The organism is Pantoea sp. CCBC3-3-1 (assembly GCF_007981265.1).
Classification (GTDB): domain Bacteria; phylum Pseudomonadota; class Gammaproteobacteria; order Enterobacterales; family Enterobacteriaceae; genus Erwinia.
Genome location: NZ_CP034363.1, coordinates 1,397,942 through 1,423,544, shown reverse-complemented (window position 1 = coordinate 1,423,544; position 25,603 = coordinate 1,397,942). Strand labels below are relative to the sequence as shown.

The window sequence follows — 25,603 nt, the reverse complement described above, 5'->3', positions numbered from 1 at the left end:
TATCAGCGGGACTCAGCCTGATAAAACAGCCGGAGACCAGCAGGTCTCCGGGTGAGTTACGCTTACGCGCTTCTCTGTAACAGCATCGACTTAATATGGCCGATGGCGCGTGTCGGGTTTAGCCCTTTCGGACAAACGCTCACGCAGTTCATAATACTGTGGCAGCGGAACACGCTGAACGCATCGCTCAGATTGTCCAGACGCGGGCCGGTTTCCGTATCGCGACTGTCGATCAGGAAACGGTAAGCGGCCAGCAGCCCTGCCGGACCAATAAACTTGTCCGGGTTCCACCAGAACGACGGGCAGGAGGTCGAACAGCATGCACAAAGTATACATTCGTACAGACCATCCAGCTTTTCGCGTTGTTCAGGCTGCTGCAAGTGCTCGCGAGCCGGTGGATTTTCCCCATTATTCAACAAGTAAGGCTTAATCTTCTCATACTGAGTGTAGAACTGTCCCATGTCTACTACCAAATCCCGGATTACCGGTAAACCGGGCAGTGGTCGGATGACAATTTTGCGTTTTCCTGCACCCAGAGCAGAGACCGGCGTGATACAGGCCAGGCCATTTTTACCGTTCATGTTGATGCCGTCGGAGCCGCAAACCCCTTCACGGCATGAGCGGCGGAAAGCCAGCGTCGAATCCTGCTCTTTCAGCTGGATCAGCGCATCCAGCAGCATCATGTCCCGCCCTTCTTCCGACTCCAGGCTGTAATCCTGCATCCGCGGCGCGTCGTCCACGTCCGGGTTATAACGATAAACAGAAAATTCGATTTTCATGTTCTTATTCTCCGCAAACTAGTAAGTACGTGCTTTCGGCGGGAAGGCCGCGCGCAGTTTTGGCTGCATGTTCACCTCACGGCGAGTCATGCTTTCGGTTTGCGGCAGATACACGCTGTGGCATAACCAGTTTGCATCGTCACGTTCAGGGTAATCAAAGCGACTGTGAGCACCACGGCTTTCGGTACGATAGTTAGCGGCGACGGCCGTGGCGTAAGCGGTTTCCATCAGGTTATCCAGCTCCAGACACTCAATACGCTGGGTATTAAAGTCAGGCGAACGGTCATCCAGACGGGCATTTTTCAGGCGCTCGCGCAGGACTTTCAGTTCCTCAAGGCCTTTCGCCATTGCATCGCCTTCGCGGAACACCGAGAAGTTATTTTGCATGCAGGTTTGCAGAGCCTTACGCAGTTCAACAGGATCTTCACCGGTCTCGGTGTTGTTCCAGCGGTTGAGGCGAGCCAGCGACGCATCGATCTCGTCGTCGGTAGCGTCCAGCAGTTCGCCCTGCTCCTGGATAGACTGTTGCAGATGCAGACCCGCTGCACGGCCAAATACCACCAGATCCAACAGCGAGTTGCCGCCCAGACGGTTGGAACCATGCACGGAGACGCAGGCGATTTCGCCAACGGCAAACAGCCCCGGCACAACAACATCTTCGCCCTGCTCGTTGACCGTCAGCGCCTGACCGGTCACTTTCGTCGGAATGCCACCCATCATGTAGTGGCAGGTTGGAATAACAGGAATCGGTTCTTTTACCGGATCCACGTGAGCAAAGGTACGTGACAATTCAAGAATGCCCGGCAGACGAGCTTCCAGTACTTCGCTTCCCAGATGATCGAGTTTCAGTTTGATATGCGGTCCCCATGGCCCTTCACAGCCACGGCCTTCACGGATCTCAATCATCATTGAGCGGGCAACCACGTCTCGGCCTGCCAGATCTTTCGCGTTTGGCGCATAGCGTTCCATAAAGCGTTCGCCGTGCTTGTTCAGCAGATAACCGCCTTCACCACGACAGCCTTCCGTCACCAGCACGCCTGCACCGGCAATGCCTGTCGGATGGAACTGCCACATTTCCATATCCTGCACCGGCACGCCGGCACGCAACGCCATGCCTACACCGTCACCGGTATTGATATGGGCGTTGGTGGTGGATTGATAAATGCGGCCCGCGCCGCCCGTCGCCAGCACCGTCGCACGCGCTTTGAAATAGACGACTTCGCCATCTTCAATATTCAGCGCGGTACAGCCAACGATAGCGCCGTCAGCGTTTTTAACCAGATCCAGCGCATACCACTCGGAGAAAATGGTGGTCTTGTTTTTCAGGTTCTGCTGGTAAAGGGTATGCAGTAACGCATGACCGGTACGGTCAGCAGCAGCAGCAGTACGTGCTGCCTGCTCACCGCCAAAATTTTTCGACTGGCCGCCAAAGGGACGCTGATAAATGCGTCCATCGTCCAGACGGGAGAAAGGCAGACCCATATGCTCCAGCTCCAGAATCGCCTCCGGGCCGGTTTTACACATATATTCGATCGCGTCCTGGTCACCGATATAGTCGGAACCTTTGACCGTGTCGTACATGTGCCATTCCCAGTTGTCGTCATGGGTATTGCCCAGCGCAACGGTGATACCGCCCTGAGCAGACACAGTATGCGAACGGGTTGGGAAGACTTTCGATAACAGGGCGCAGGTTTGGCCCGATTGGGAAATCTGTAGCGCAGCACGCATGCCTGCACCACCAGCGCCGACTACAACGGCGTCAAACTCTCTGACTGGCAACTTCATTTTACGCACCCCACACAACTACAGTTCCATAAATCGCATAGACAAACAGCGCCACGACAATCGCCATCTGCAACAGCAAACGGGTCGCCAGATGTTTGACGTAGTCTGTCAGCACCTGCCACATCCCTATCCAGCCATGCATCAAAATGGAGAACAGCGTCAGCAGCGTGAAAACTTTAGTAACGGAGGAGGCAAAAAATCCGCGCCAGATCTCATAGGTTAGCGTGTCCGATATCACCACAAAACCGAGGATGTAGAGCACGTAGAGCGTCATAATAATTGCTGATGCGCGTACCAGCAGCCAGTCATGAACGCCGTTGCGTCCTAATGCAGAAGCGTTGCTTAACATACGAGGACTCCAGCCAGAATTGAAAGCACGACGGTGATACCAAAGCAGATTTGCGCTGAGCGCGTTCCCACCACTTGCGTCTCTGCCAGGTAGCCAAAATCCATTAACATATGGCGAACACCACCGACAATATGATATGCCAGCGCGGTAAGAATGCCCCACATAATGAATTTAACAAAAAAGCTATCCATCACGGCTGACGCCTGCAGGAAGCCTTCCGGCGAAGAGAGTGACAGGCCCAGTAACCAGAGCAGTATTCCAACGGCCACAAAGGTAATGACGCCGGACACGCGGTGGAGAATAGACGCTATTGCAGTAACGGGAAACCGGATCGTTGAGAGATCCAAGTTGACAGGTCTTTGTTTTTTCACGGTTTTGCCCACACAGCCTTTCTTATTTTGCTTCCTCCGGTCCTGAAGCTCAGAACCTTCCACGGGCGTGGTAAAGCTCTGTACCGGCACCAAAACAGCAACATCCAGTGTTAATTGACGCGGTAAAACAAACGCTGGGTGGCTCCTGGTGTCAGGGTATTCCGGAGACCTGGCGGCAGTATAGGTCGATCACAAACTCATTACAATTCCCCTACAAACATCTTGGGAACATTTCGGTGGAACAGTGATCCCACTCACATTTTTCACAATTTATACAAATTTAATTATCTGATTTGACAAAGTTTCAACATTCTTGTTACAAACTCTGCGTGAAAAGTTCTATGATGCACAAAAGTTATGGGGATACACTTTCACCTAAGCACAAGTTATGTAACATTGGTGTGATAGACACACTGAGTATCGGGTACTGATAAGTTACGACCAGACCGAATCTTTAACAACTGCGAAATGAAGCCCGATTATGCCCTCCCGGCCTGCACGTGCCCGTCACTCTGTACCCTGCACATTATAAGATGCCACAGAGTTGATGAATTTATCAGCACACAGCGGTGGGCATAATAGCTTTTCCGGTGTCATAGATTCATCGATAAGGCGCTAAGGAGACTGTAAATGGCTGATAAAAAAGCAACGCTAAACCTGCCGGGTGAAGCGGCTATTGAACTTGATGTGCTGAGTGGCACGTTAGGCCAGGAAGAGATTGATGTCCGTAGTCTCGGCTCTAAAGGATATTTCACCTTTGACCCGGGCTTCACGTCTACGGCGTCCTGCGAGTCTAAAATTACCTATATCGACGGTGACGAAGGTATTCTGCTGCACCGTGGTTTCCCTATCGATCAGCTGGCGCTGCACTCTAATTATCTTGAAGTGTGCTATATCCTGCTGAATGGCGAAGCGCCAACCAAAGAACAGTTTGACGAATTCCGTACTATCGTGACGCGTCATACGATGATCCATGAGCAAATCCACCATCTGTTCCGCGGCTTCCGCCGTGATTCTCACCCGATGGCGGTGATGTGTGGCGTGACCGGCGCGCTGGCGGCTTTCTATCACGATGCGATGGACGTCAATATAGAGCGTCACCGTGAAATTGCTGCCTTCCGCTTGCTGTCCAAAATGCCAACCGTTGCGGCAATGTGTTACAAGTATTCGATTGGCCAGCCCTTCGTCTATCCGCGCAACGATCTCTCCTACTCCGCCAACTTCCTGAACATGATGTTCTCCACGCCGTGTGAAGATTACGTGGTGAACCCGGTATTGGAACGCGCGATGGATCGTATTTTGATCCTGCATGCCGATCACGAGCAGAACGCCTCAACCTCTACCGTGCGTACAGCAGGTTCTTCCGGCGCTAACCCGTTTGCCTGTATCGCGGCGGGTATTGCTTCACTGTGGGGACCGGCGCATGGCGGCGCAAACGAAGCCTGTCTGCGAATGCTGGAAGAGATTAAAACCGTGGAGCACATTCCGGAATTCATCAAGCGAGCGAAAGATAAAAATGACTCTTTCCGCCTGATGGGCTTTGGTCACCGTGTTTACAAAAACTACGATCCACGTGCCACCGTGATGCGCGATACTTGCCACGAAGTGCTGAAAGAGCTGGGCATGAAGGATGATTTGCTGGAAGTGGCGATGGAGCTGGAACATATCGCGCTAAACGACCCGTACTTCATTGAGCGCAAACTCTATCCGAACGTCGATTTCTATTCAGGTCTGATCCTGAAAGCGATGGGCATTCCTTCTTCCATGTTTACGGTTATCTTCGCGATGGCGCGTACCGTTGGCTGGATCGCTCACTGGAAAGAGATGCACGACGACGGCATCAAAATTGCCCGTCCTCGCCAGCTTTATACCGGCTACGATCAGCGCGACTTCACGTCACACAGCAAATAACGCGTGTCGGAAAGATGAGAAGCGCCGCATTGCGGCGCTTTTTTTATTGCTGGCAGCCAGGACACCAGTAAAAAGGCCTTGAGGAGAGCGACGTTTTTTCAATGATCCCACCGCAGCGCTCGCAGGCTTTTCCGGCGCGGTGAAAAACTTTGAAGCTGAACAGTGCGCCATGATGCTTGTTCTCCTTTGCCACGCCGCGCGTTTGATAAGAGAGCCGGGGAATATCCAGCAGCGCCTGCGCCAATACCTCTAACTGCTCCGGTGAAAGATCCTGCGCTTTGTGCTGGGGTGCCAGCGCAGCCTGCCAGAGAATTTCCACTCGCAGATAGTTACCCAACCCCGCCAAAAATGCCTGGTCAAGCAGCAGGCCGCTAAACTGACGCCGCCGGAATTTAGCCGACAGCAGACGTTCTTTCACCTGCTCAGTCGTCAGCGTCATATCCAGCACGTCAGGCCCGACCCGTAGAAGAAACGGGTGCGCGCCCAGCGTATCCTGGTTATGCATTTCAATGTCAGAGGCGCTGTAGAGCAACAGCGTTTTATCTTCCGCGGCCAGCCGAACCCGTAATATTCGATTGCTTTGTGGTTCCGTTCCGCTTTTTACCACGCGCCAGACGCCGTACAGTTGGTTATGACTGTAAAGCGTCAGCCCATTGGAAAAGTGGGTCAAAATGGCTTTCCCCCGCGTTTCGATGGCCTCTACCCGCTCACCGATCAGCGAAGATTCGTACGTTTTCAGCTGCGGAAATGCAAACCAGACATCGGTCAGCGTTTTACCTTTAATCGCCGCTTCCAGTTTATCCGCCGCCCGGCGGATCTCAGGACCCTCTGGCATTTATCACATCCTTCATTATTCAGTGTGTTGCGCCACCTTCCAGCCGACGATCTTCTTCTACCGTTAGTGCAATGCTCAGCGCCATTTCCAGCGCCAGTCTTGTGGTCTGTAGCGGCATGCTGGCGACGCCAGGAAGAATTTATCAGTTCGCCATCAAAAGGTTCGAAGGCGGTGACCAGCACTGTTGTCAGCGCTGCCTCGTCAGAACATTAAAAACCAGAGCAGGAAAATATTCGCTATTAACAATAGCACGCCCGTTGGGATCTGGGCTTTGATCACCGCGTTACGATCCGGCAGCTCCAGCAATGCCGCCGGTACAAGATTGTAATTGGCGGCCATCGGCGTCATCAGCGTGCCGCAATAGCCGGAAAACATTCCGATCGCCGCCATCACGGCCGGATTGCCATGATGTTGTAAAACCAGGATGGGAATGCCGATCCCTGCCGTCACAATCGGAAAAGCGGCAAAGGCATTGCCCATCACCATGGTCAGCAGCGCCATGCCTATCGCATAGGTCGCCACCGCAGCGAAACGGCTGTCCACGGCCAGATACGTTTCCGTCAGATGAGTAATTGCCGTGCCGACGCCAGCGGTGGTGAACAGCAGGCCCAGCGTCGCCAGCAGCTGAGGCAGAATAAACGCCCAGCCGATAGCATCCAGCAGGCGGCGAGCTTCCTGCACCGATTGTGCCGGCCCTTCCCGCGTCAATTTCAATGCAATCAACCAGCTGACAAGACAGCCGATCGTCATCGAAAACAGCGTGATAAGCGTAGCGTGGTTGCCCGCCCCAAACAGTGCCAGTTGCAGACCAGGAAGATTATTGATTAACAGCACACCGGCTACCGTGACCACGGGAATAGCCAAAGCCGGAAGGAATAAGCGGTTACGCAACCGCTGAGCGCTGGCTTCGCGCTGTTCACGGCTGCGCTGGTGATAAGAACCCAGTTTCACACCGCCAAGCCCGGCGATCAGTGCCATCACCACAACAATGACGCCAATAATGATATGCAATGACCGGGCACCGATCAGTTCCGCCGTCCAGTCACCGACAAAGAACACCAGCGCATACAGCGCCCAGAAAAGCCCGGTGGTCAGGCGTCGGGGATTGGCTTTATCCCGCCAGGACATTACCGCCACCACCAGCATCAGCAGGCTGGCCAGCCAGAACAAATATTGCTGCTCAAACATCAGCGTTCCCCTTTTGCTTTCAGCGCCTGTGCGCTAAGCGCGGAGAGTTCGGCAGCCAGCGTTTTATCCAGCCGACGTAAGCGGAAAGCATGGATCAAAAAAGCACAAACGGCGGTGGGGATGCCCCAGATGGCAATTTGCAGCGGGTCGGTCTGGATGCCTGCGGCCTCCTGCATAAAATTATGCATAAAAATAATGGCGCCGAAGGCGACAAAAATGTCCTCGCCGAAAAACAGACCGACGTTATCCGTTGCCGCGGCCATCGCGCGCAGCCGATGACGAACCTCTGGGGGTAGATCGCCATAGCGATTCTCCGTTGTACCTTCCGCCATCGGTGCCAGCAGCGGACGTACCATTTGTGGATGGCCGCCCAGGCTGGTCAGTCCCATCGCCGCCGTCAGTTCACGAGCCAGCAAATAAACAATCAGCAAACGGCCCGCCGTGGCGCTTTTGATCTGCCCAATCCACGCCTGCGCGCGCTCCTTAAGGCCGTGACGTTCGAGCAGGCCAATCACCACCAGCGGCAGCAGCAGGATCAGCGGCAAATTACGGGTATTTAAAAAGCCGGATCCGAGTTTTTCCAAAATATCGCCAACCGGCATATACGCGGCCAGACCGGTAATAATACCGGAGACAATCACCACCAGCGCCGGGTTAAAACGTAACAAAAAGCCGATAATGATGGCGGCAATGCCTGCCAGCGGCCACAAATTTACTGCATTTTCCATGCATCCTCCGAAGTTGCGCGGCATTCTTCAGGCGTTGCGCCTGTTTCAGCGGCTGCTGACGTCAATTTTTTGCGCTGAAAATGCTTCGCGAAGCTGACGGGCAAAAGCCAGCGCGTGAGCGCCATCACCGTGCAGACAAACGGTGTCGGCCTGAACACTGACCCACTCACCCGTAATACTCTGCACTTTTCCCTGCTGGATCATGCTGAGCGTTTGAGAAATGGCCTGCTCATCGCTCTCAATCAGCGCGCCTGGCTGAGAACGTGGTACCAGCGTACCGTCAGCCTGATAGCCCCGGTCGGCAAAAACTTCTTGTTTAGTCGCCAGCCCCAGAGAACGCGCGGCCCGAATCGACTCGCTGTTCGCCAGCCCGACCAGAATCAGGCTGGCATCAACGGCCAGCACCGCTTGTGCTATCGCTTCTGCCAGCTGTGGCTCCTGCGCTGACTGGTTGTAAAGCATGCCGTGTGGCTTAACGTGCACCAGCCTGCCGCCTTCACTTTGTGCAATTGCCTTCAGCGCGCCGATCTGATAAATAACCTGCGCCCGTACCGTTTCTGCCGGAAGCTGCATTCGGGTGCGGCCAAAATTTTCACGGTCGGGAAAACTGGGATGCGCACCAATTGCCACACCATATTCCAGCGCCCAAAGCACGCTCTGCCTCATGGTTTGTGCATCACCCGCATGGAAACCACAGGCGATGTTGGCGGAGGAGACCTGCTGCAACAACGCCCGATCGTTACCGCAGCCCTCGCCCAGATCGGCATTAAGATCAACCTTCATGTTGTAACCCCCAGGCCATTTGCTCAATGACGCGTTGCTGTTCCCGCTTCGCCTGAAGCGCTTCTTCCAGCGAACAGTGGACAAAGTGAATCGGCTCCCCTAAACGGATCTGCGCCAGATGATAGAGATCGGCCTCAATTACGCAGGCGATTCGTGGATAGCCGCCCGTGGTATGGGCATCGGCCATTAACACGATGGGCTGACCGTTAGGCGGCACCTGGATGACGCCGGGAAGAAGCCCGTGCGATAACATTTCACGCTTAGCAGTACGCGTCAGTGCCCGGCCCTGCAAGCGATAACCCATACGGTTACTTTGTGGGTTAAGCTGCCATGACGTTCGCCAGAATATTTCGCGGCTTTCCGGACTGAACTCAGAGTATTCCGGCCCAACCATGGCGCGGACACGGTTGCCAAACAGCAGCTGACGCACGCCGGCGGGCTTATTGAAATGCTGCGCCGGATCGGCAAGCGGCAGGAGGTCACCGTCCTGAATGCGCTGGCCGTTAAATCCGCCAAAGCCCGCTTTAACATCGGTACTGCACGATCCCAACACCTCGGGAACCGCAAAACCGCCATCAACCGCAAGATAGCTGCGCATCCCGCGCTGCGGCATCTTCAGCGTCAGGCGCTGACCTTTTTTTACTGCGGTACGCCAGCCGGTCCAGACGGGTTTACCGTCCAGTTCCGCGTTGCATCCTGCGCCCGTCAACGCGATCCAGCCGTCGCGGCCGAACTCGGCGCAGAACTGCCCCAGGGTGATTTCCAGCACCGCACGGGTTCGCTGATTGCCCACCAGCAAATTGGCCGTTTCCATCGCAGGCCGATCCAGTACACCGCCACAGCTGATACCGTACTGACGCCAACCGGTGCGGCCCGCATCCTGTAGCGTGGTGCTCATCCCGGCACGTAAAATTTTCAGCATATCCCCTCCTTTTGCGGCACAAATCGCACGCTGTCGCCCGGCCGTAAATAGGTCGGAGGCTGCTGTTCCGGCGTGAAAAGCGCGACTGTGGTCAGGCCAATTAGCTGCCAGCCGCCCGGCGCGGAAAGCGGATAAACGCCGGTCTGGCTACCGCCAATACCCACCGATCCTGCCGGAACCGCAACGCGTGGCTCGGCGCGACGAGGCGTATGAATGCGTTCGTCAAGTCCGGCCATATAAGGGAAACCCGGCTGAAAGCCGATAAAATAAACGGTGTAGTGTGCCGCCGCGTGCGCTTCGACTACCTGTCGTGGCGTCAGGCCGCTAAGATGCGCAACTTCATCCAAATCCGGCCCGGCAGCGCCGCCGTAGATAACGGGGATCGCGATCTGCCGCGTGTCCAACTCAAGCGCTTCGCTTTTTTCCCACCCGTTCTGTAGCCATTCGATGGCGTCCAGCGCCGTGTTCTGCGGATCGCTAAGAATGACCGTGATGTTGTTCATACCGGGGATGACCTCGATCACTTCAGGTCGTTTTGTCAGGCGAGCCGACAATCCCCAGATACGCTGCTGGCTGTTGAGTGAAACAGGGGGTTCCAGCTCAAGCACTACCGCGCGTTCGCCTAAAAGGTAACAACGTGCTCGTTGCAAAACACTCCTCCGGGCCTGCTTATCGAGGCCACTCAATTGCTGGACAGCTAGTTATGCGGAAATGTAAGAGTTGTGTCAACAACAGTGATGGGCGGTGGTAAAAACCGCCCGTTCAGGATCAGGCAGGATTGGCAATATCGATAAAGCTGACATCAAGTCCATGATTTTCCGCCAGCCATTCACCCAGCGCTTTGATGCCGCCGCGTTCGGTAGCGTGATGGCCAGCGGCAAAGAAGTGCAGTCCCTGCTCGCGGGCGCTGTGGATGGTCTGCTCGGAGACTTCACCCGTGATAAACGCATCCACGCCAAAAGCGGCAGCGGCATCAATAAAGCCCTGTCCGCCGCCGGAACACCAGGCAATACGGCGGATCAGGCGTGGCGCATTATCACCGCAGTGCAGCGGTTCGCGTCCCAGCACGTTGCTGATACGTTCCGCCAGCTGCTCGCCGGTCAACGCCTCCGGCAGCTCGCCCCATGGCACCAGCGGCATCACCTCGCCCTTAACGGTAATGCCAAACATTTTTGCCAGCTGCGCGTTGTTGCCCAGCTCCGGGTGCGCATCCAGCGGCAGATGCCAGCCATACAAATTGATATCGTTCGCCAGCAGCGTCTTCAACCGGTTGCGCTTCATGCCTTTAATCACCGGCGCTTCGCTTTTCCAGAAATAGCCGTGATGTACCAGCACCGCATCCGCCTTCAGACGGACGGCTTCATCCAGTAAAGCCTGACAGGCGGTGACGCCGGTAACGATTTTCTTTATTTCTTCGCGTCCTTCAACCTGAAGCCCGTTTGGCGCATAGTCGCTGAAGGTCGCGGTATTTAATTGCTGATTAACGATTTGTTCGAGTTCGGTATTTCGCATAACTGTTCCTGAAAGTGCTGGCTGGAATAAATCAAAGCCTTAAGCGAGGGATAACGGCAACAATAGCAGACGGGGCAATCGATGAGAACGGGCGGAGAAAACCGCCCGCTGGGAACGGTTATTTTCTGGCAGCTTCATAAGCCGCGAGCGTTTGCTTACGGGCTTCTTTGTGGTCCACGATCGGATCGGGATAGTCCAGCGAGATTTTCTGCTGCTTTGCCCAGGCATGAGGTTGATGAATATGCTTATCCGGCACCGCTTTCAGCTCGGGCAACCACTGGCGAATAAACTCACCGTCTTTATCGAAACGCTCACCCTGCGTAGTCGGATTGAAGATACGGAAATAAGGTGCGGCGTCGTTACCGGTAGATGCGGCCCACTGCCAGCCACCGTTGTTGGCGGCCAGATCGCCATCAAGCAGCTGCGCCATAAAGTAGCGCTCCCCTTCCCGCCAGTCGATCAGCAGATCTTTAATCAGAAAACTGGCGGTGATCATCCGCAGGCGATTATGCATCCAGCCCAGGCTGTTCAGCTGTCGCATGGCGGCATCCACAATTGGATAGCCGGTTTTTCCCTGCTGCCAGGCCGTCAGATGTTCCTGATTGCGCTGCCACGCCACCTTTTTCGTCCAGCCGATAAACGGCTGGTGCTTACACAGCGACGGCCAGGCAACGAGTAGGTGGCGATAAAATTCGCGCCAAATCAGCTCGTTCAGCCAGGTGAAAATCTGCTGATTTTCCAGCGCGTCGGGATGTTCCCGCAGCAGCCGGTGCAAACACTGGCGTGGTGAAAGCACCCCGATAGCCAGATAAGCCGACAGACGGCTGGTACCATCAACCGCGGGAATATCACGGCGGCTGGAATAGTGGGTTACCGGCTGCTGGCTAAATTCACGCAGGCGATGTAGCGCCGCCTTTTCTCCTGCCGGAAATAGCTGCGGGTCGAACACTTCAAAGGGATAATCAAAAGGTTCGAGCGACGGTATTTTTGCCAGCGGCGCATCTTCGCGCGCGCGTGGCGCAGGCACGCACTCGGGTAATCCCTCGTTCAGGCGCTTAACAAAAGCCCGGCTGAAAGGCGTGAACACTTTGTACATTTCACGATTGCCGGTTTGTACGCTGCCAGGTGCCAGCAACAGGCTGTCATCAAAGCCCTGAACAACAATATCCAGCCCGGAGAGCGCCCGCTCGGCTTTCGCATCACGCTCGCGTTCATTAATTTCATACTGATAATTATAAAAAAGCCGGTCGACGCTGTGCTGCTGGCAAAAATCCGTCAGCGCACCGATAGAATCGGTAAAGTCTTTGCTGTGCAGACAGTGCAGCGCAATCCCTTTTTCAGCCAGCGAAGCCTGTAGTTCCTGCAAGCTTTGATAGATAAATGCCGCCTGTTTGGCTGCCATATGATGCGTCTGCCACTGGGCAGGCGTGGCAATGAACAAAGCAATGACGGTCGCTTTGGCATCCCGGCAGGCTGCGTGTAAGGCGTAGTTATCATGGATGCGCAGATCGTTGCGCATCCAGACCAGATGGGTGGCCATGAAACTCCAGAATTAATGACCGTAGCGCAGACGCAGCGCTTCCGGGTAAGGTTCGAAATAACGCTGCTGCGCCAGATAGGGATCGGGGTATTCCGACATGTAATGTTTAAGCAAGGTCATCGGCGCTAACAGCGGCTGCAATCCCTGACGATAGTGCTCGATCAGCGAGGTGAGTTCCTGCCGTTGTTTACTGTTCAGCTGCGGTCGGAAGTACCCCTGAACGTGCATCATAACGTTAGTGTGGTTGCCTCGCGTCGCTTTGTGCTTCAGCAAGTCCATCAGGCGCTGACGATATTCGATGGCATACTCCTCCAGCGAAGACCAGCTTTCGATGGCCGCGACGAAACGCCCTATTTCGCGATATTCAGGCTGTGAATGCGCCAGCAGTGAGAGCTTGTAACGACTGTGAAAGGCAATCAGCTTGCCGCGCGTTAAGCCACTGCGCCACATTTCATTAAATTCATGCAGCGTATAAACGCGTTCAACAAAATTCTCACGCAGAACCGGGTCGTGCAGGCGACCATCTTCTTCAACCGGCAGCCACGGCATTTGCTTCATCAGCTCGCGGGTGAAGATACCCTCGCCAGCCTTGCGATTGTTGTTGTTGTCGGGCTGATAAACGCGCACGCGCTCCATGCCGCAGCTCGGTGATTTGGCACATACGATGTAGCCGCAAAGGTGATGCAGAGAGGAGATTTTCTTCTCTGAAAAGCGCTGCATCGCGTCCGTTACCGGCTCGCCCTTACCATTGCTAAAGCACAGCTCGACTTCGCCATCAGCCATTTCGGTGAGGCGTAACGCAGGACGAGGCGTAGGTAATCCAATCGCCATTTCCGGACAAACAGGCTCATAACGCATAAACGGGGCGAGATCTTCGGCTGCAAACGCACAGCGCTTGTGACCACCGTCGAAACGGACATTATCGCCAAGCAGGCAGGCACTGATACCCACGGGAATTTTCTCGCTCATACTTGTACAACCTCCTACGTTTTGTAGAAGTTTAAGTGTAGCTGAAAAGTTGCCTTCAGGCCCAGTGATACTGAGAAAAAGTTGAAAGAAAGGCAAAAAAAATCCCGCCGGAGCGGGAGATTATCACCAGAAATCGCCACCTGCGGCTTCTGATTGCGCCAGCCAGACTGGCTGGGTACTGGTCTTTAACCAGACGCAGTGCAGATAGCTATAAAATTTGGCTCTGTCGTGGCGGAAAAGCATGATGGGTAATGCAGCGACACCGACCAGGATCACCGCAAGACGACGCATTAAAATACGGCGTACCGAATAAGGTTGATAAAGGTTCATACGTCCTCCGGGTAAATGGGCTGGGGTATTCTGGCGAAAATGATAACGCTTACGTTGTAATTTTACTACTCATCCGACCACTATTTTGTAGAAAAAATCGCCATTTTTGCCCGTCGGCCGTCATTAAGTTACAAAAAAGTTAACAGGGTGCTTTTGATCACTTTTCATTCACATAAATACCCTGTGCCGAACGTGCTGAATGGTTATCGAGTCGCGCAACGGATAAGGAAGCGGTGAGAAAGGAGGGTAAAAAAGACAAAAAAAAGGCGCTGGATTCAGCGCCTTTCCGTTAAACGGTCAATCAGGCGTTTTTCAACACTTCACTGACAATTTCTACTGCTTCTTTTTCGATCTTCTCGCGATGCTCAGCACCCAGGAAGCTTTCACAATAGATTTTATAGGCATCTTCCGTACCGGACGGACGAGCCGCAAACCAGCCGTTCTCGGTCATCACTTTCAGACCGCCGATTGACGCGCCGTTGCCAGGCGCGGCAGTCAGGCGTGCAGTGATCGGATCGCCAGCCAGCGTATCTGCGCTGACCATTTCTGGTGACAGCTTAGACAGCGCTGCTTTTTGCGCAGAAGTGGCAGAAGCCTGCAGGCGGTTGTAGCTTGGCGCACCGAAACGCTCAGCCAGCTCGTCATAATGCTGCTGCGGATTTTTACCGGTGACAGCCGTGATCTCTGCCGCCAGCAGGCACATGATGATGCCGTCTTTGTCAGTAGACCATGGCGAACCGTCAAAGCGCAGGAAAGACGCACCCGCGCTCTCTTCGCCGCCAAAGCCGAAGCTGCCGTCAAACAGACCATCAACAAACCATTTGAAGCCAACCGGGACTTCCACCAGCTTGCGGCCAATATCGTTCACCACGCGGTCGATCATCGCGCTGGATACCAGCGTTTTGCCGACGGCAACGTCTTTGCCCCACTGAGGACGATGCTGGAACAGGTAATTGATCGCGACAGCCAGGTAATGGTTAGGATTCATCAGGCCAGCAGGCGTGACGATACCGTGGCGGTCATAATCCGGATCGTTAGCAAAAGCGAGATCGAACTTATCACGCAGCGCCAGCAGGCCCGCCATCGCGCTCTCAGACGAGCAATCCATACGGATAACGCCATCTTTATCCAGATGCATAAAGCGGAAGGTCTGGTCGACAGAATCGTTAACGATAGTCAGATCCAGGTTGTAGAATTCTGCAATACGCTGCCAGTAAGCAATGCCGGAGCCGCCTAATGGATCGACGCCAATTTTCAGGCCGGCTTTCTGAATAGCAGGAATATCAATGATTTGCGCCAGGCCCTCAATATAAGGCTGGATCAGATCTTTCTCCTGCAAATGGCCGCTTTCCCAGGCTTTAGCCAGGGAGATACGCTTAACGTCTTTCAGGCCATCTTTGATCAGGGCGTTAGCACGATCTTCAACCACTTTAGTGACGTTAGTATCAGCCGGTCCGCCGTTCGGTGGATTGTACTTGATGCCGCCGTCTTCAGGTGGGTTGTGCGAAGGCGTGATGACGATACCGTCAGCCTGCGCGCCGCCTGCTTTATTATGCTCAAGGATGGCGTTGGAAATCGCAGGCGTTGGCGTATAGCCGTTGTCCTGCTGCACGATGACATCAACACCGTTGGCCGCCAGCACTTCCAGTACGGAAATGATTGCCGGTTCAGACAGCGCGTGCGTATCTTTCCCTACGTAGCAAGGGCCTGTAACGCCATTCTTTTTACGCTCTTCCGCGATTGCCTGAGCAATGGCCAGAATATGCGTCTCATTGAAACTATGACGTCCTGCACTGCCGCGATGGCCGGATGTGCCGAATTTCACCGCATGTTCTGCATTGCCTGGCTCAGGTTGCAGGACATAATACTGCGAAGTTAATTGTGCAACGTTAATCAAATCGCTCTGCTGGGCTGGTTGCCCGGCACGGGGGTGATTGGCCATTGGCGCTTCTCCCTGACGCTAAAGTTTATCAGTTAGAGGGTGCCGCAAACTTTGTCTGCCAGTTCCGTCGGGAACTGCATTGACGACATGATATGTTCAACCATGCTGCGTTTGCGACCTGTGTTGGTATTGGTGATCACCCAGTACGGCGTCCCAGGAATATGCTGTGGCTTGGTATGGGTGCCGTTTTGTACCAGGGTCTGTTGATTACCTGCAAAGTAAACGCGCGTGCGGCCCAGAAGTGATTCTGTCGCGGCGGCAAATCCCTTGGGATCCAGATTGTATAAAGTCGACAAAATCAGCATAAAGCGGTTAACCGCTTTTTTCTGTTCAGCATACTCATCCGACAGCAGCAGCTCGCGAACCGCGCGAACGCGATCCTGCGGACGTGCTTCCTCTTTTACAGGCGCTGCGACTTTCTCGCCAGTCGCGCTGGAAACAGCGACAGGCGCAGCCGGCGCGCTTTGGCCTGCGGAAAATTTAAGCATGCGGCGCAAAATGTCAGAGGCGCTTTCACCAATATGCTGAGTGTGGCTGGCGATATAACGGTAGAGCTCTTCGTCGACTTCAATAGTTTTCATCTTGATCCAGTACGATTATTGCTGATAAGAGCTGATTCGGGCGCACCTCAAGTGGGTAGCGATCGTTCAACTCTAACACGAGGATTATAAAGTTAAATCCTGCCGGGGTGTAGCGCCAGCCCTGTTTGCCAGCAAAAGTCAGAATATGCCGCAAAAAGAGGGTCATGATTCATCTGGTCAGTCCGGCAGAGAATCGTGATTCCATGATACCCTAACCCCTCGTTTCCACTGTAAGAACTTTGCCATGAAATTGAATGCTCGCTTGCAATCTGAACAATCTGCGGTTTCTGACTCGCCCGTCGTGCTGATTCACGGCCTTTTTGGCAATCTGGATAATCTGGGCGTTCTGGCCCGCAGCCTGAAAAACGATCGTCCGGTGATCCAGCTGGACGTCCGCAACCATGGACTTTCTCCCCGTTCTGAAAAAATGGACTATCTGGAAATGGCTCAGGACGTGCTGGAAACGCTGGATGACGCGGGCGTAGAGCAGTTTGCGGTTATTGGGCATTCGATGGGCGGAAAAATTGCAATGGCGCTGGCTTCCCTCGCACCAGAACGCGTTGAACAGCTGGTGGTAATTGATATTGCGCCGGTCGCCTACCCTACCCGTCACCATGATGAGATTTTTGCGGCGCTAAATGCGGTAAGCGAAGCCGGCGTCACCTCGCGTAGCGAAGCGGCTGCCCTGATGCGCCAGACAATCAATGAAGAAGGGGTGATTCAATTCCTGTTGAAGTCCTTTCATGAAGGCCGCTGGCGATTTAATGTCCCTGCGCTGTGGCAATGCTATGATCGAATTATCGGCTGGCAACCGCTGCCTGCCTGGCAACGCCCGGCGCTGTTTATTCGCGGTGAACTCTCCGCTTATCTGGCGGAGGAATATCGTGAAGCACTGCTGAAACAGTTCCCTGCGGCACGCGCACATGTGATTGCCGGCGCGGGTCACTGGGTGCATGCAGAAAAACCTGATGCTGTTTTACGCGCTATCAGCCGTTTTTTTGCTCAGCAGAAACAAAAAGGTTGTTAAAAAGCTAAATCATTGTCGTCACGACTTTCACTGGGGTATGATGGCGCGCTAAAATTTTGTCGCTGCCTCAACGACAGTGACATCATGGCTCAATCCATCAGAACTCCAGCCTTTCAGTATCACGATTCTATGGCAAAAGAAAACACGGACCGCACCACGATCGATCTGTTCGCAGATGAGCGTCGCCCGGGACGACCGAAAACCAATCCGCTGACGCGTGATGAGCAGTTGCGTATCAACAAACGCAATCAGCTTAAGCGTGATAAAGTGCGCGGGCTGAAGCGCGTGGAACTGAAAATGAACAGTGACGCGGTTGATGCTCTGAACCAGCTTGCCGAGCAGCGTAATATGAGCCGCAGCGAGCTGATTGAAGAAATGGTGATGGCCCAGCTGGCCCATCCTGAGCGCTAATACGCTCATACAGCGGCAAAGCACAAAGCGACAAATGCGGACGGATTACTGATTTATCCCCCTGAATCTGTCTGCTATCATTGCCGTTAACACAAGCAGGCTAGCCGCCTCCATTATAAGTTTTAAGAGGTTATTAACATCATGGCAATCGTAGGCATTTTCTTTGGCAGCGATACGGGCAATACGGAAAACATTGCAAAAATGATCCAGAAGCAGCTCGGTAAAGAGGTTGCGGAAGTTCATGATATCGCTAAAAGCAGCAAAGAAGACCTTGAAGCCTTTGATATTTTACTGCTGGGCATCCCAACCTGGTATTACGGCGAAGCCCAGTGTGACTGGGACGATTTCTTCCCTACGCTGGAAGAGATCGACTTCAACGGTAAGCTGGTTGCGCTGTTTGGTTGTGGCGATCAGGAAGACTACGCAGAATACTTCTGCGATGCGATGGGCACTATCCGCGATATCATCGAGCCTAACGGCGCGGTCATCGTCGGTCACTGGCCAACCGAAGGATATCATTTTGAAGCCTCTAAAGGGCTGGCGGATGACAATCACTTCCTCGGCCTCGCCATCGATGAAGATCGTCAGCCGGAGTTGACCAACGAACGTACCGAAAAGTGGGTCAAACAGATTTATGAAGAACTCCAGCTGAAAGAGATTCTTGAGGCATAAGGAAAGGGCCTGATGTGCGAGCTATCTCACATCGGGTCACTGTTTTTTCCTATAGAAGTAATAGGTACATATTTGTAACTTTCATCTGCAAAACTGTAGAATAACGCCATCGGTCACCCAGCTCATCAATATGCCTTACGCCCTGGCGGCGGCAGCGATGAGGCAGCGCGAAATGTTAACTCAGCGAAAATGGGTACTTGCTTTCCCGGACGTAACGACTTTTCATCCTTACTTCCCTCAACGGTTGCGCAATCCCGCTGTGGTTTCTATTTCGAAGCATCAGTTCTATAATGAGACGCTCAGCTTTTGCGTCGACCGATGCTCAGGGCTTTTCAGCCACTTAGTGACTAGCAAAGTAACAGGACAATATCCGCATGACTGACAATAACACCGCATTAAAGAAGGCCGGCCTGAAAGTCACGCTTCCCCGACTGAAAATTCTGGAAGTGCTTCAGGAACCAGAGAGCCATCACGTCAGTGCGGAAGATTTATATAAACGCCTGATCGATATGGGCGAAGAAATTGGTCTGGCGACGGTTTACCGCGTTCTGAACCAGTTTGACGACGCGGGTATCGTGACCCGTCATAATTTTGAAGGCGGTAAATCTGTTTTCGAACTGACGCAGCAGCATCATCACGATCATCTTATCTGCCTGGACTGCGGTAAAGTGATCGAGTTCAGCGATGAATCAATCGAAACCCGTCAGCGTGATATCGCCGAACGTCACGGCATCAAGCTCAGCAACCATAGCCTCTATTTGTATGGTCACTGCGCAACCGGCGACTGCCGCGAAGACGAATCACTGCACGATAAGTAAGCTGTGCAAGTAAAGAACCGGTGAAATTCACCGGTTTTTTTTCGTCTGCTGTTCAGATTTTGTAAATCAGTTTGTCAGCGTTTCACTCCGGCTAAAGCGCTTGCCGTCGCTGCTGACCGCTCTCACCATCGCCTTCCCCTTCACCTCAGGTTGCGCGGCCTGGTCATAGCGCTGCCAGCTTTTTCCCTCGTCAAGCGAGTAGTCGATAGCAATCCCTGGCAATGCGATGTTGGCTTCCAGCTTGCCAGCAACGATGCGTGCGCCCGGCACCGGCAGACGGTAGTGAATACCTGATTTATCCAGTTTTGCCAGCTCACGCTGCCCCAACAGATTAGCAAATCGCTGCCAGTCTTTTCGCTGCGCCTGGTGGTCAACATGCGCTGTTTCCCCACCGATATATTCTCTGCCCGGCTGATAATCCTGCTCCCATGCAGCCCGATGCCAGGCCCGCTCGGCAACCGAAACAACGCGAGGAAAGATCATATATTCCATCTGATCGTCGGTCCGCACGGTTTCGCTCCACAGCTGGGCGGATAAGCCATAAGCGCCCGGCCAGGCTTTATCCGATTTCGCGGAAAAAGGTTTGCCGTCGCGGTCTACGGAGGTTTCTGCGTTTTGTGGCAGGTTATTCGGCGCAAAGCTGAACATTTTACGCTCATCGCTAAAGCGCGTTCCCCAGTAGTAACCGCGCTCCAGCGGATTCACCTCATACGGAAAATCCATATAGACATAGTCCGGGTTAGAGACAATGACCTGATAACCTTTGTTCGCCCAGTCATTGGCTGAATCAAAGCCGCCCCAGTACAGCGTATCCCAGAAGTTAACCGCAACGTGCTCCGTGGCAAAGGCCTGAGAACTTTCGGCATCCTTCAGGCCATCCTGCCACGCCTGCATTCTGCCAATGCCGTGCTGTTTCACCTGCTGACTGACCTGTCGCGCAAAGTAGCTGGGCAAATGTTCCATGTCCTCGACTTTGCCATCTTTGATCATGGCCTGACAGACCTGTGATTTCGCCCACGGCTTATCCTCTTTACTCATGTCGAGCAGGCCGGTTCCCGCAACAGGTTTATTTATATCGGAATAGCCGGTGCCGAAACGAATATTTTTGGCCTCGTCACCGCCAAAGTGCCAGGTGTTGATCGGCTGCCCGGCTTCACGATGCATCGCCTGGATTTCACTGATGACTTTATCGGTGAAGCGCAGGGACGAAGCCAGGCAAGGATTAAGATAGCTGGTACGATCGTAGAGCTGTACTGAAGTCGTATTCGAATTATCGGTCGGATCGACCAGACGATACTGGGAGGCTTCAGCGGTTTTCCCTTGTGCCATTAGCCTGTTATAACGTGCCTCCATTGAGATGACGGCTGCGCGCGCGTGCGCAGGCATGTCGATTTCCGGGATCACTTCAATGCCACGCGCCGCCGCATATTTCACTATCGCGATATAATCCTGACGGCTGAAATAGCCGCTACCGTTGTTATCACTTTCCGGCCCTGAACCCAGCTGCGGCAGTAAACAGCGTTGCTCGCTGAGATCGTGACAGCGTTTACTGCCTACCTCGGTCAGTTCCGGCAAGCCGGGGATCTCAATTCTCCAGCCTTCATCATCACTAAGATGGAAATGGAACACGTTGATTTTCCAGGCCGCCAGCTGGTCTAACATGCGCATTATCGCGGCTTTGCTGTGAAAGTTACGAGCCACATCCAGGAAAACGCCACGATACGCAAAGCGTGGGGCGTCACTGGCTTGCAAAGTGGCGATTTTCGCACTGCCGTCGGCAGGAAGCAGCGAGAGGATTGACTGCAAACCATAAAACACGCCGCTCTGATCGTAACCGACCACTTCCGCTTTTTCTTTGCCGATGGTCAGATGATAACCACCCGCAACCGCCAGCGTTTTGCTCAACGTATCCCCCGCAATGCGGGTGGAAATTTTATAGCCCTTCTCCTGCTCTTTCAGTCCCAGTAGCTCAAAACGTTGTTTTACCGCCAGCGCTTTATCAGCAGAAAGCGCAGCCAGATCAAGCCTGACGCCCTTTGACAGATCGGCATCCTCAGGCAGAATGTTAACCTGTAATGGCGTTGGTACAATCTGCCCTCGCAACGCTGAAGCAGGAAGCGGGATCACATCACTGTTTTTCTCAAAGCGGCTGGCAGCGTCCATCAGTACATTTTTATCATCCGCAATACGCTTCCACCGATCGCCGAAAGGCTCGACAAAATTCGTTAGTGTTTCCGAATCAGTGCTGGTGATAACTTTTGGCCTGGCATCCCCCGACGTGACATACCAGCGCGGCATCACGTCAGTGATAAACAGCTGCCAGTATTCATTAATTATCGGGATTTCCACCGATTCACCCGCCGCAAAACCTTTGAATTTTTCTGTAGGTTCCAGTCGCGTTAAGTCCCCAACGATATGCACCATGCGGAACTGGTCGTTTTCCACCTTCAGCGTTTGATGAACGTTAGACATGTAAATTGCCCAGTCCCGACTGTTTATCGCCGGACCTGGATTCGTTAACGTAATGGTAGCCCGGTTACAGGAGGCCCAGTCGGCACCCAGTGCAGCACAATCCACCCCGTGCAGTGCGGCCTGATTATCGGTGACGTTATACTTCACATCGAATTGACTAATCCGATCGACAATTTTCTGGTCCGCAAGCGCGGCATGAGTTCCTGATACTGACATCAACGCTACTGCAACAAGACTGGCTTTGAACCTGTTCATCCGTATTCCTTGTCCGTGAGTAAGAGATTTATTCGATTTCCTGCGCAACATGCCGCACCGGCGCTTATGGCCTGCCCGGCTCAAAAATAGTGAAAGGTGCCATCACAATGAATTTAAGGTCTTTTTCATCCTGGAAAATGTTGCCGTAGCCGCCGCCCCAGCTTGGGATATCGGAATGATTTTGATAGCGGGTATAATGCAGCTTGAATGAGGTGCCTTTGATCGGCCCTTGCTGCACGTTATAGAGCAGATCCAGATTCCAGGCAGACTCTTTCAGCCGGCTGTGTTGGTCATAAAGCGGATTCGTTGAGGGTCGCGCATCCCAGCCGTAGGCATATGACGTTCCAACCGCCCAGCCCGGCAGCTGCCAGTTTTTCAGATCATACATCACGCCAGCGAACAGGGCTTTTTCACCATTGGCATTGAAATCCGAACGCGAGTCCCACCACACGTCAAGCCGTCCATTCGAGCTGGCATAACCGGGCGTCATGCGTTGCAGAAAAAACCCCTGATTGCCGTTGGCTTTGACCATCGTCCCTTCAAGACGAAAATCGAGCGGACCTGCCGTATAGCCCAGCGTCAGTGCCTGTAACCAGGCCAGCCCGTCATACACGTCGTTAGGGTTAGCCGCCCCGCCATGCTCTTTGTCCTGTGCGCCGTAAAATTGCCAGCTGGCGCGAAGATCGTTTCCTGCAACCGGGAAGGCCCAGGAAACCTTACTAAAATATTGATCCATGTAGTCAGCGGCCTGACCCAGTGCGCCTTCAATAATTAAATTGTTTTTAAAATCATATTTAGCGCCAATGGAGTGCAGATAAGATATGCCGGTTTTTCCGTCAGCTTTACGGAATTGATACATATTGCGATACCATGGCGCTTTATATTCATCGCTCCACATATAGGAAACAGACAGCGCGCCCGCTTCCGCGAAATCATATATTGCACCAGCTTCTATTCCCCGGTAAGTTCCGGGCAGAAAGCTCCAGTGCGGGGCCAGTAATGTTTGCCCAGCGGGCTGGATATAACCAGCACGTAACCAGTAATCCTGAATTTTAACTTTTACCGCCGCTTTATAAATAGTTGCGCCGTTTTTATCACCGCGCCACTTTTCATCCCAGCGGGTTTTGGCATCGCTAAACGCAATCTCGTTAGGTGCCGCTGGCCCCTTCCCTGACATTTCCATTACGCCAAATGCTGCCAGATCTAAGCCAATGACATCTGCTGCATAACCCGATGAGAAGTCGAGACTGCCATTAAAAGTAGAATGATGAAGATTCTGTTGATATTGCCCATAATGGTTACTGGCAGGATCCGTCTCTTTACGTTCACGATGACGTTGCCAGTAATAAAGATTTGCGTTCATTGTGCCATCATCAATAAATCCAGCAGCTTCTGCCTGAGTGGAATAGAGCGTTCCACTAAAAGCGATGACTGAAACGATAGCGATGCCCAAAGAATTTCGAAAAAAAACAGAATGCTGCATATAAAAATCCTTTTTCTTATAAAATATTTAACTAAAAAAAATATTTTAATTCCCATCATGAAAGCTTCCGACATACTATTTTTCGCGGCGCGAATTATCAATTAATAGTGATATTTTAATGAGAAAAATATGACCAAAAACATGTTATATTTTTATTGTAAGAGATGAGTTAATAAAATGAAGTGAAAAAAAACGCGACCCGAGGGTCGCGTTGTTCTGCTCAGCAAGAGTATTTACTCGCCGGTTTTTGTCCAGGTATCACGCAGGCCAACCGTACGGTTAAACACCAGCTTGCTGCTGGTAGAATACAGGCTGTCAGCACAGAAATAGCCCTCGCGCTCAAACTGATAAGGGCTTGAAGGCTGCGCCTGTTGCAGACCAGGCTCGACGAAGCCCTGACGGATAACCAGCGACTCCGGGTTAATGGTCGTCAGGAAATCTTCTGCCGCAGCCGGATTCGGTACGCTAAACAGGCGATCGTAAAGACGGAACTCAACGGGCAGCGCATGTTCAGCAGAAACCCAGTGGATCACACCTTTTACCTTGCGGCCGTCAGCCGGATCTTTACTCAGCGTATCAATATCGCAGGTGCAGAACAGGCAGGTGATATTGCCTTCTTCGTCCTTCGCTACGCGCTCTGCTTTAATCACATAGGCGTTGCGCAGGCGAACTTCTTTGCCCAGCACCAGACGCTTGTAATGTTTATTAGCTTCTTCACGGAAGTCAGCACGATCGATGTAAATTTCACGACTGAATGGCACTTCACGCGTTCCCATTTCCGGTTTATTCGGATGGTTCGGCATGGTGAGAATTTCTTCGTGATTCGCCGGCAGGTTTTCAATGACCAGCTTCAACGGATCGAGAACCGCCATCGCGCGCGGCGCATTTTCGTTAAGATCGTCACGGATGCAGGATTCAAGCGACGCCATTTCAACAATGTTGTCCTGTTTGGTCACACCGATACGGCGACAAAACTCGCGGATAGACGCGGCAGAATAGCCACGACGGCGCAAACCGGAAACGGTTAGCATGCGCGGATCGTCCCAGCCTTCAACCACTTTTTCCGTCACCAGCAGGTTCAGCTTACGCTTGGACATGATGGCGTATTCGAGATTCAGACGTGAAAATTCGTACTGACGCGGATGAGCAGGGATCGTGATGTTGTCCAGCACCCAGTCATACAGACGGCGGTTATCCTGGAACTCCAGCGTACAAAGTGAATGCGTAATCCCTTCCAGCGCATCGGAAATGCAGTGGGTAAAATCATACATCGGATAGATGCACCACTTGTTGCCGGTCTGATGGTGTTCAGCAAACTTGATACGGTACAGAACCGGATCGCGCATTACGATAAAGTTGGAAGCCATATCAATTTTGGCACGCAGGCAGGCAGTGCCCTCGGCGAACTCACCGTTACGCATTTTTTCAAACAGCGCCAGGTTCTCTTCAACGCTGCGATCGCGATAAGGACTGTTTTTACCCGGAGAAGTCAGGGTGCCGCGATATTCACGGATTTGCTCCGGCGTCAGCTCATCAACATAGGCCAGGCCTTTGTTAATTAACTCGACGGCGTAATTGTGCAGCTGATCAAAGTAGTCAGATGAGTAACGGACGTCGCCACTCCACTCGAAGCCCAGCCATTGCACATCGTGTTTGATTGACTCAACGTATTCCAGATCTTCTTTAACCGGGTTGGTATCATCAAAACGCAGGTTACATTGCCCCTGATAATCTTGTGCGATACCAAAGTTAAGGCAGATAGATTTGGCGTGGCCAATGTGCAGATAGCCGTTTGGCTCCGGCGGAAAACGGGTCTGCACGCTTGTGTGCTTGCCGGTCGCCAGATCTTCGTCGATGATCTGACGAATAAAGTTAGTTGGGCGGGCTTCAGCCTCACTCATCTCAATTTCCTCAGGAATGCTAAATTAGTGCGTGAAATA

24 protein-coding genes are annotated in these 25,603 nt (G+C 53.1%); 5 read left to right on the top strand and 19 right to left on the bottom strand.

Features of this window, described 5'->3' with window-relative positions; genetic code table 11:
* Positions 1-62 precede the first annotated feature (62 nt).
* The 4 genes from EHV07_RS06780 to sdhC are packed head-to-tail and all read right to left on the bottom strand — an operon-like array spanning position 63 to position 3,296.
* Positions 63-779 carry a succinate dehydrogenase iron-sulfur subunit gene (locus EHV07_RS06780; RefSeq protein ID WP_147196306.1) on the bottom strand — a complete coding sequence of 239 codons (717 nt, stop codon included), beginning with the start codon at positions 777-779 and terminating at the stop codon, positions 63-65.
* Positions 780-797: 18 nt separating this feature from the next.
* Entirely contained in the window at positions 798-2,564 is a 1,767-nt protein-coding gene (sdhA, locus tag EHV07_RS06775; protein ID WP_147196304.1) for a succinate dehydrogenase flavoprotein subunit, read from the bottom strand.
* Between the two features lies 1 nt (position 2,565).
* Positions 2,566-2,913, bottom strand: a complete 348-nt coding sequence (sdhD, locus tag EHV07_RS06770) for a succinate dehydrogenase membrane anchor subunit (protein WP_147196302.1) — start codon at positions 2,911-2,913, stop codon at positions 2,566-2,568.
* Complete coding sequence (gene sdhC, locus EHV07_RS06765) at positions 2,907-3,296, bottom strand: succinate dehydrogenase cytochrome b556 subunit (RefSeq protein ID WP_147196300.1); 390 nt, start codon at positions 3,294-3,296, stop codon at positions 2,907-2,909. Before sdhC ends, sdhD begins: the two co-directional genes overlap by 7 nt.
* Before the next feature lie 618 nt (positions 3,297-3,914).
* Here sdhC and EHV07_RS06760 point away from each other — a divergent pair.
* A complete protein-coding gene (locus EHV07_RS06760; RefSeq protein WP_147196298.1) occupies positions 3,915-5,195 on the top strand; it encodes a citrate synthase in 1,281 nt (426 codons plus the stop codon).
* Between the two features lie 43 nt (positions 5,196-5,238).
* Here the strand turns inward: EHV07_RS06760 and nei are convergent, their stop codons facing one another.
* From nei to seqA, 12 genes are all read right to left on the bottom strand, one after another.
* Complete coding sequence (gene nei / locus EHV07_RS06755) at positions 5,239-6,030, bottom strand: endonuclease VIII (RefSeq protein WP_147196296.1); 792 nt, start codon at positions 6,028-6,030, stop codon at positions 5,239-5,241.
* 201 nt (positions 6,031-6,231) lie between these two features.
* On the bottom strand, positions 6,232-7,221 hold the full coding sequence (locus EHV07_RS06745) for a DUF979 domain-containing protein (protein WP_147196294.1): 990 nt from the start codon (positions 7,219-7,221) through the stop codon (positions 6,232-6,234).
* Positions 7,218-7,946, bottom strand: coding sequence for a DUF969 domain-containing protein (locus tag EHV07_RS06740; protein ID WP_147196292.1), 729 nt, complete (start codon positions 7,944-7,946; stop codon positions 7,218-7,220). The genes EHV07_RS06745 and EHV07_RS06740 overlap by 4 nt, the downstream gene beginning before the upstream one ends.
* 45 nt (positions 7,947-7,991) lie before the next feature.
* Complete coding sequence (pxpA, locus tag EHV07_RS06735) at positions 7,992-8,729, bottom strand: 5-oxoprolinase subunit PxpA (RefSeq protein WP_147196289.1); 738 nt, start codon at positions 8,727-8,729, stop codon at positions 7,992-7,994.
* The gene (pxpC, locus tag EHV07_RS06730) at positions 8,719-9,651 is read right to left on the bottom strand and encodes a 5-oxoprolinase subunit PxpC (RefSeq protein ID WP_147196287.1); all 933 of its coding nucleotides are present in this window, start codon (positions 9,649-9,651) and stop codon (positions 8,719-8,721) included. Before pxpC ends, pxpA begins: the two co-directional genes overlap by 11 nt.
* Positions 9,645-10,301 carry a 5-oxoprolinase subunit PxpB gene (pxpB, locus tag EHV07_RS06725; protein ID WP_147196285.1) on the bottom strand — a complete coding sequence of 219 codons (657 nt, stop codon included), beginning with the start codon at positions 10,299-10,301 and terminating at the stop codon, positions 9,645-9,647. The genes pxpC and pxpB overlap by 7 nt, the downstream gene beginning before the upstream one ends.
* A gap of 118 nt (positions 10,302-10,419) precedes the next feature.
* The gene (locus EHV07_RS06720; RefSeq protein ID WP_147196283.1) at positions 10,420-11,163 is read right to left on the bottom strand and encodes a type 2 GTP cyclohydrolase I; all 744 of its coding nucleotides are present in this window, start codon (positions 11,161-11,163) and stop codon (positions 10,420-10,422) included.
* Positions 11,164-11,281: 118 nt separating this feature from the next.
* Positions 11,282-12,703, bottom strand: coding sequence for a deoxyribodipyrimidine photo-lyase (gene phrB, locus EHV07_RS06715; RefSeq protein ID WP_147196281.1), 1,422 nt, complete (start codon positions 12,701-12,703; stop codon positions 11,282-11,284).
* Positions 12,704-12,715: 12 nt separating this feature from the next.
* Positions 12,716-13,672: a 2-thiouracil desulfurase family protein gene (locus EHV07_RS06710; protein WP_147196279.1), complete on the bottom strand. Its 957-nt coding sequence runs from the start codon at positions 13,670-13,672 to the stop codon at positions 12,716-12,718.
* Positions 13,673-13,795: 123 nt separating this feature from the next.
* Positions 13,796-14,002, bottom strand: a complete 207-nt coding sequence (locus EHV07_RS06705) for a YbfA family protein (protein WP_147196277.1) — start codon at positions 14,000-14,002, stop codon at positions 13,796-13,798.
* 301 nt (positions 14,003-14,303) lie between these two features.
* The gene (pgm, locus tag EHV07_RS06700) at positions 14,304-15,944 is read right to left on the bottom strand and encodes a phosphoglucomutase (alpha-D-glucose-1,6-bisphosphate-dependent) (RefSeq protein WP_147196275.1); all 1,641 of its coding nucleotides are present in this window, start codon (positions 15,942-15,944) and stop codon (positions 14,304-14,306) included.
* Positions 15,945-15,976: 32 nt separating this feature from the next.
* Positions 15,977-16,525, bottom strand: a complete 549-nt coding sequence (seqA, locus tag EHV07_RS06695) for a replication initiation negative regulator SeqA (protein ID WP_147196273.1) — start codon at positions 16,523-16,525, stop codon at positions 15,977-15,979.
* 244 nt (positions 16,526-16,769) lie between these two features.
* Here seqA and ybfF point away from each other — a divergent pair, with 244 nt between their 5' ends.
* The 4 genes from ybfF to fur all read left to right on the top strand — a co-directional run bounded on the left by ybfF (position 16,770) and on the right by fur (position 19,453).
* The gene (gene ybfF / locus EHV07_RS06690; protein WP_147196271.1) at positions 16,770-17,552 is read left to right on the top strand and encodes an esterase; all 783 of its coding nucleotides are present in this window, start codon (positions 16,770-16,772) and stop codon (positions 17,550-17,552) included.
* A gap of 129 nt (positions 17,553-17,681) precedes the next feature.
* A complete protein-coding gene (ybfE, locus tag EHV07_RS06685; RefSeq protein ID WP_147196269.1) occupies positions 17,682-17,963 on the top strand; it encodes a LexA regulated protein in 282 nt (93 codons plus the stop codon).
* A 141-nt stretch (positions 17,964-18,104) separates the two neighbouring features.
* Entirely contained in the window at positions 18,105-18,635 is a 531-nt protein-coding gene (gene fldA / locus EHV07_RS06680) for a flavodoxin FldA (RefSeq protein ID WP_147196268.1), read from the top strand.
* Between the two features lie 374 nt (positions 18,636-19,009).
* The gene (gene fur / locus EHV07_RS06675) at positions 19,010-19,453 is read left to right on the top strand and encodes a ferric iron uptake transcriptional regulator (RefSeq protein WP_147196266.1); all 444 of its coding nucleotides are present in this window, start codon (positions 19,010-19,012) and stop codon (positions 19,451-19,453) included.
* A 66-nt stretch (positions 19,454-19,519) separates the two neighbouring features.
* On the opposite strand, the gene EHV07_RS06670 is transcribed toward fur, so the two are convergent.
* The 3 genes from EHV07_RS06670 to glnS form a co-directional block, all read right to left on the bottom strand.
* Positions 19,520-22,180, bottom strand: coding sequence for a beta-N-acetylhexosaminidase (locus EHV07_RS06670; RefSeq protein WP_147196264.1), 2,661 nt, complete (start codon positions 22,178-22,180; stop codon positions 19,520-19,522).
* Between the two features lie 64 nt (positions 22,181-22,244).
* The gene (locus EHV07_RS06665) at positions 22,245-23,663 is read right to left on the bottom strand and encodes an OprD family outer membrane porin (protein ID WP_147196262.1); all 1,419 of its coding nucleotides are present in this window, start codon (positions 23,661-23,663) and stop codon (positions 22,245-22,247) included.
* A gap of 233 nt (positions 23,664-23,896) precedes the next feature.
* The gene (gene glnS, locus EHV07_RS06660; RefSeq protein WP_147196260.1) at positions 23,897-25,564 is read right to left on the bottom strand and encodes a glutamine--tRNA ligase; all 1,668 of its coding nucleotides are present in this window, start codon (positions 25,562-25,564) and stop codon (positions 23,897-23,899) included.
* Positions 25,565-25,603: the final 39 nt, after the last annotated feature.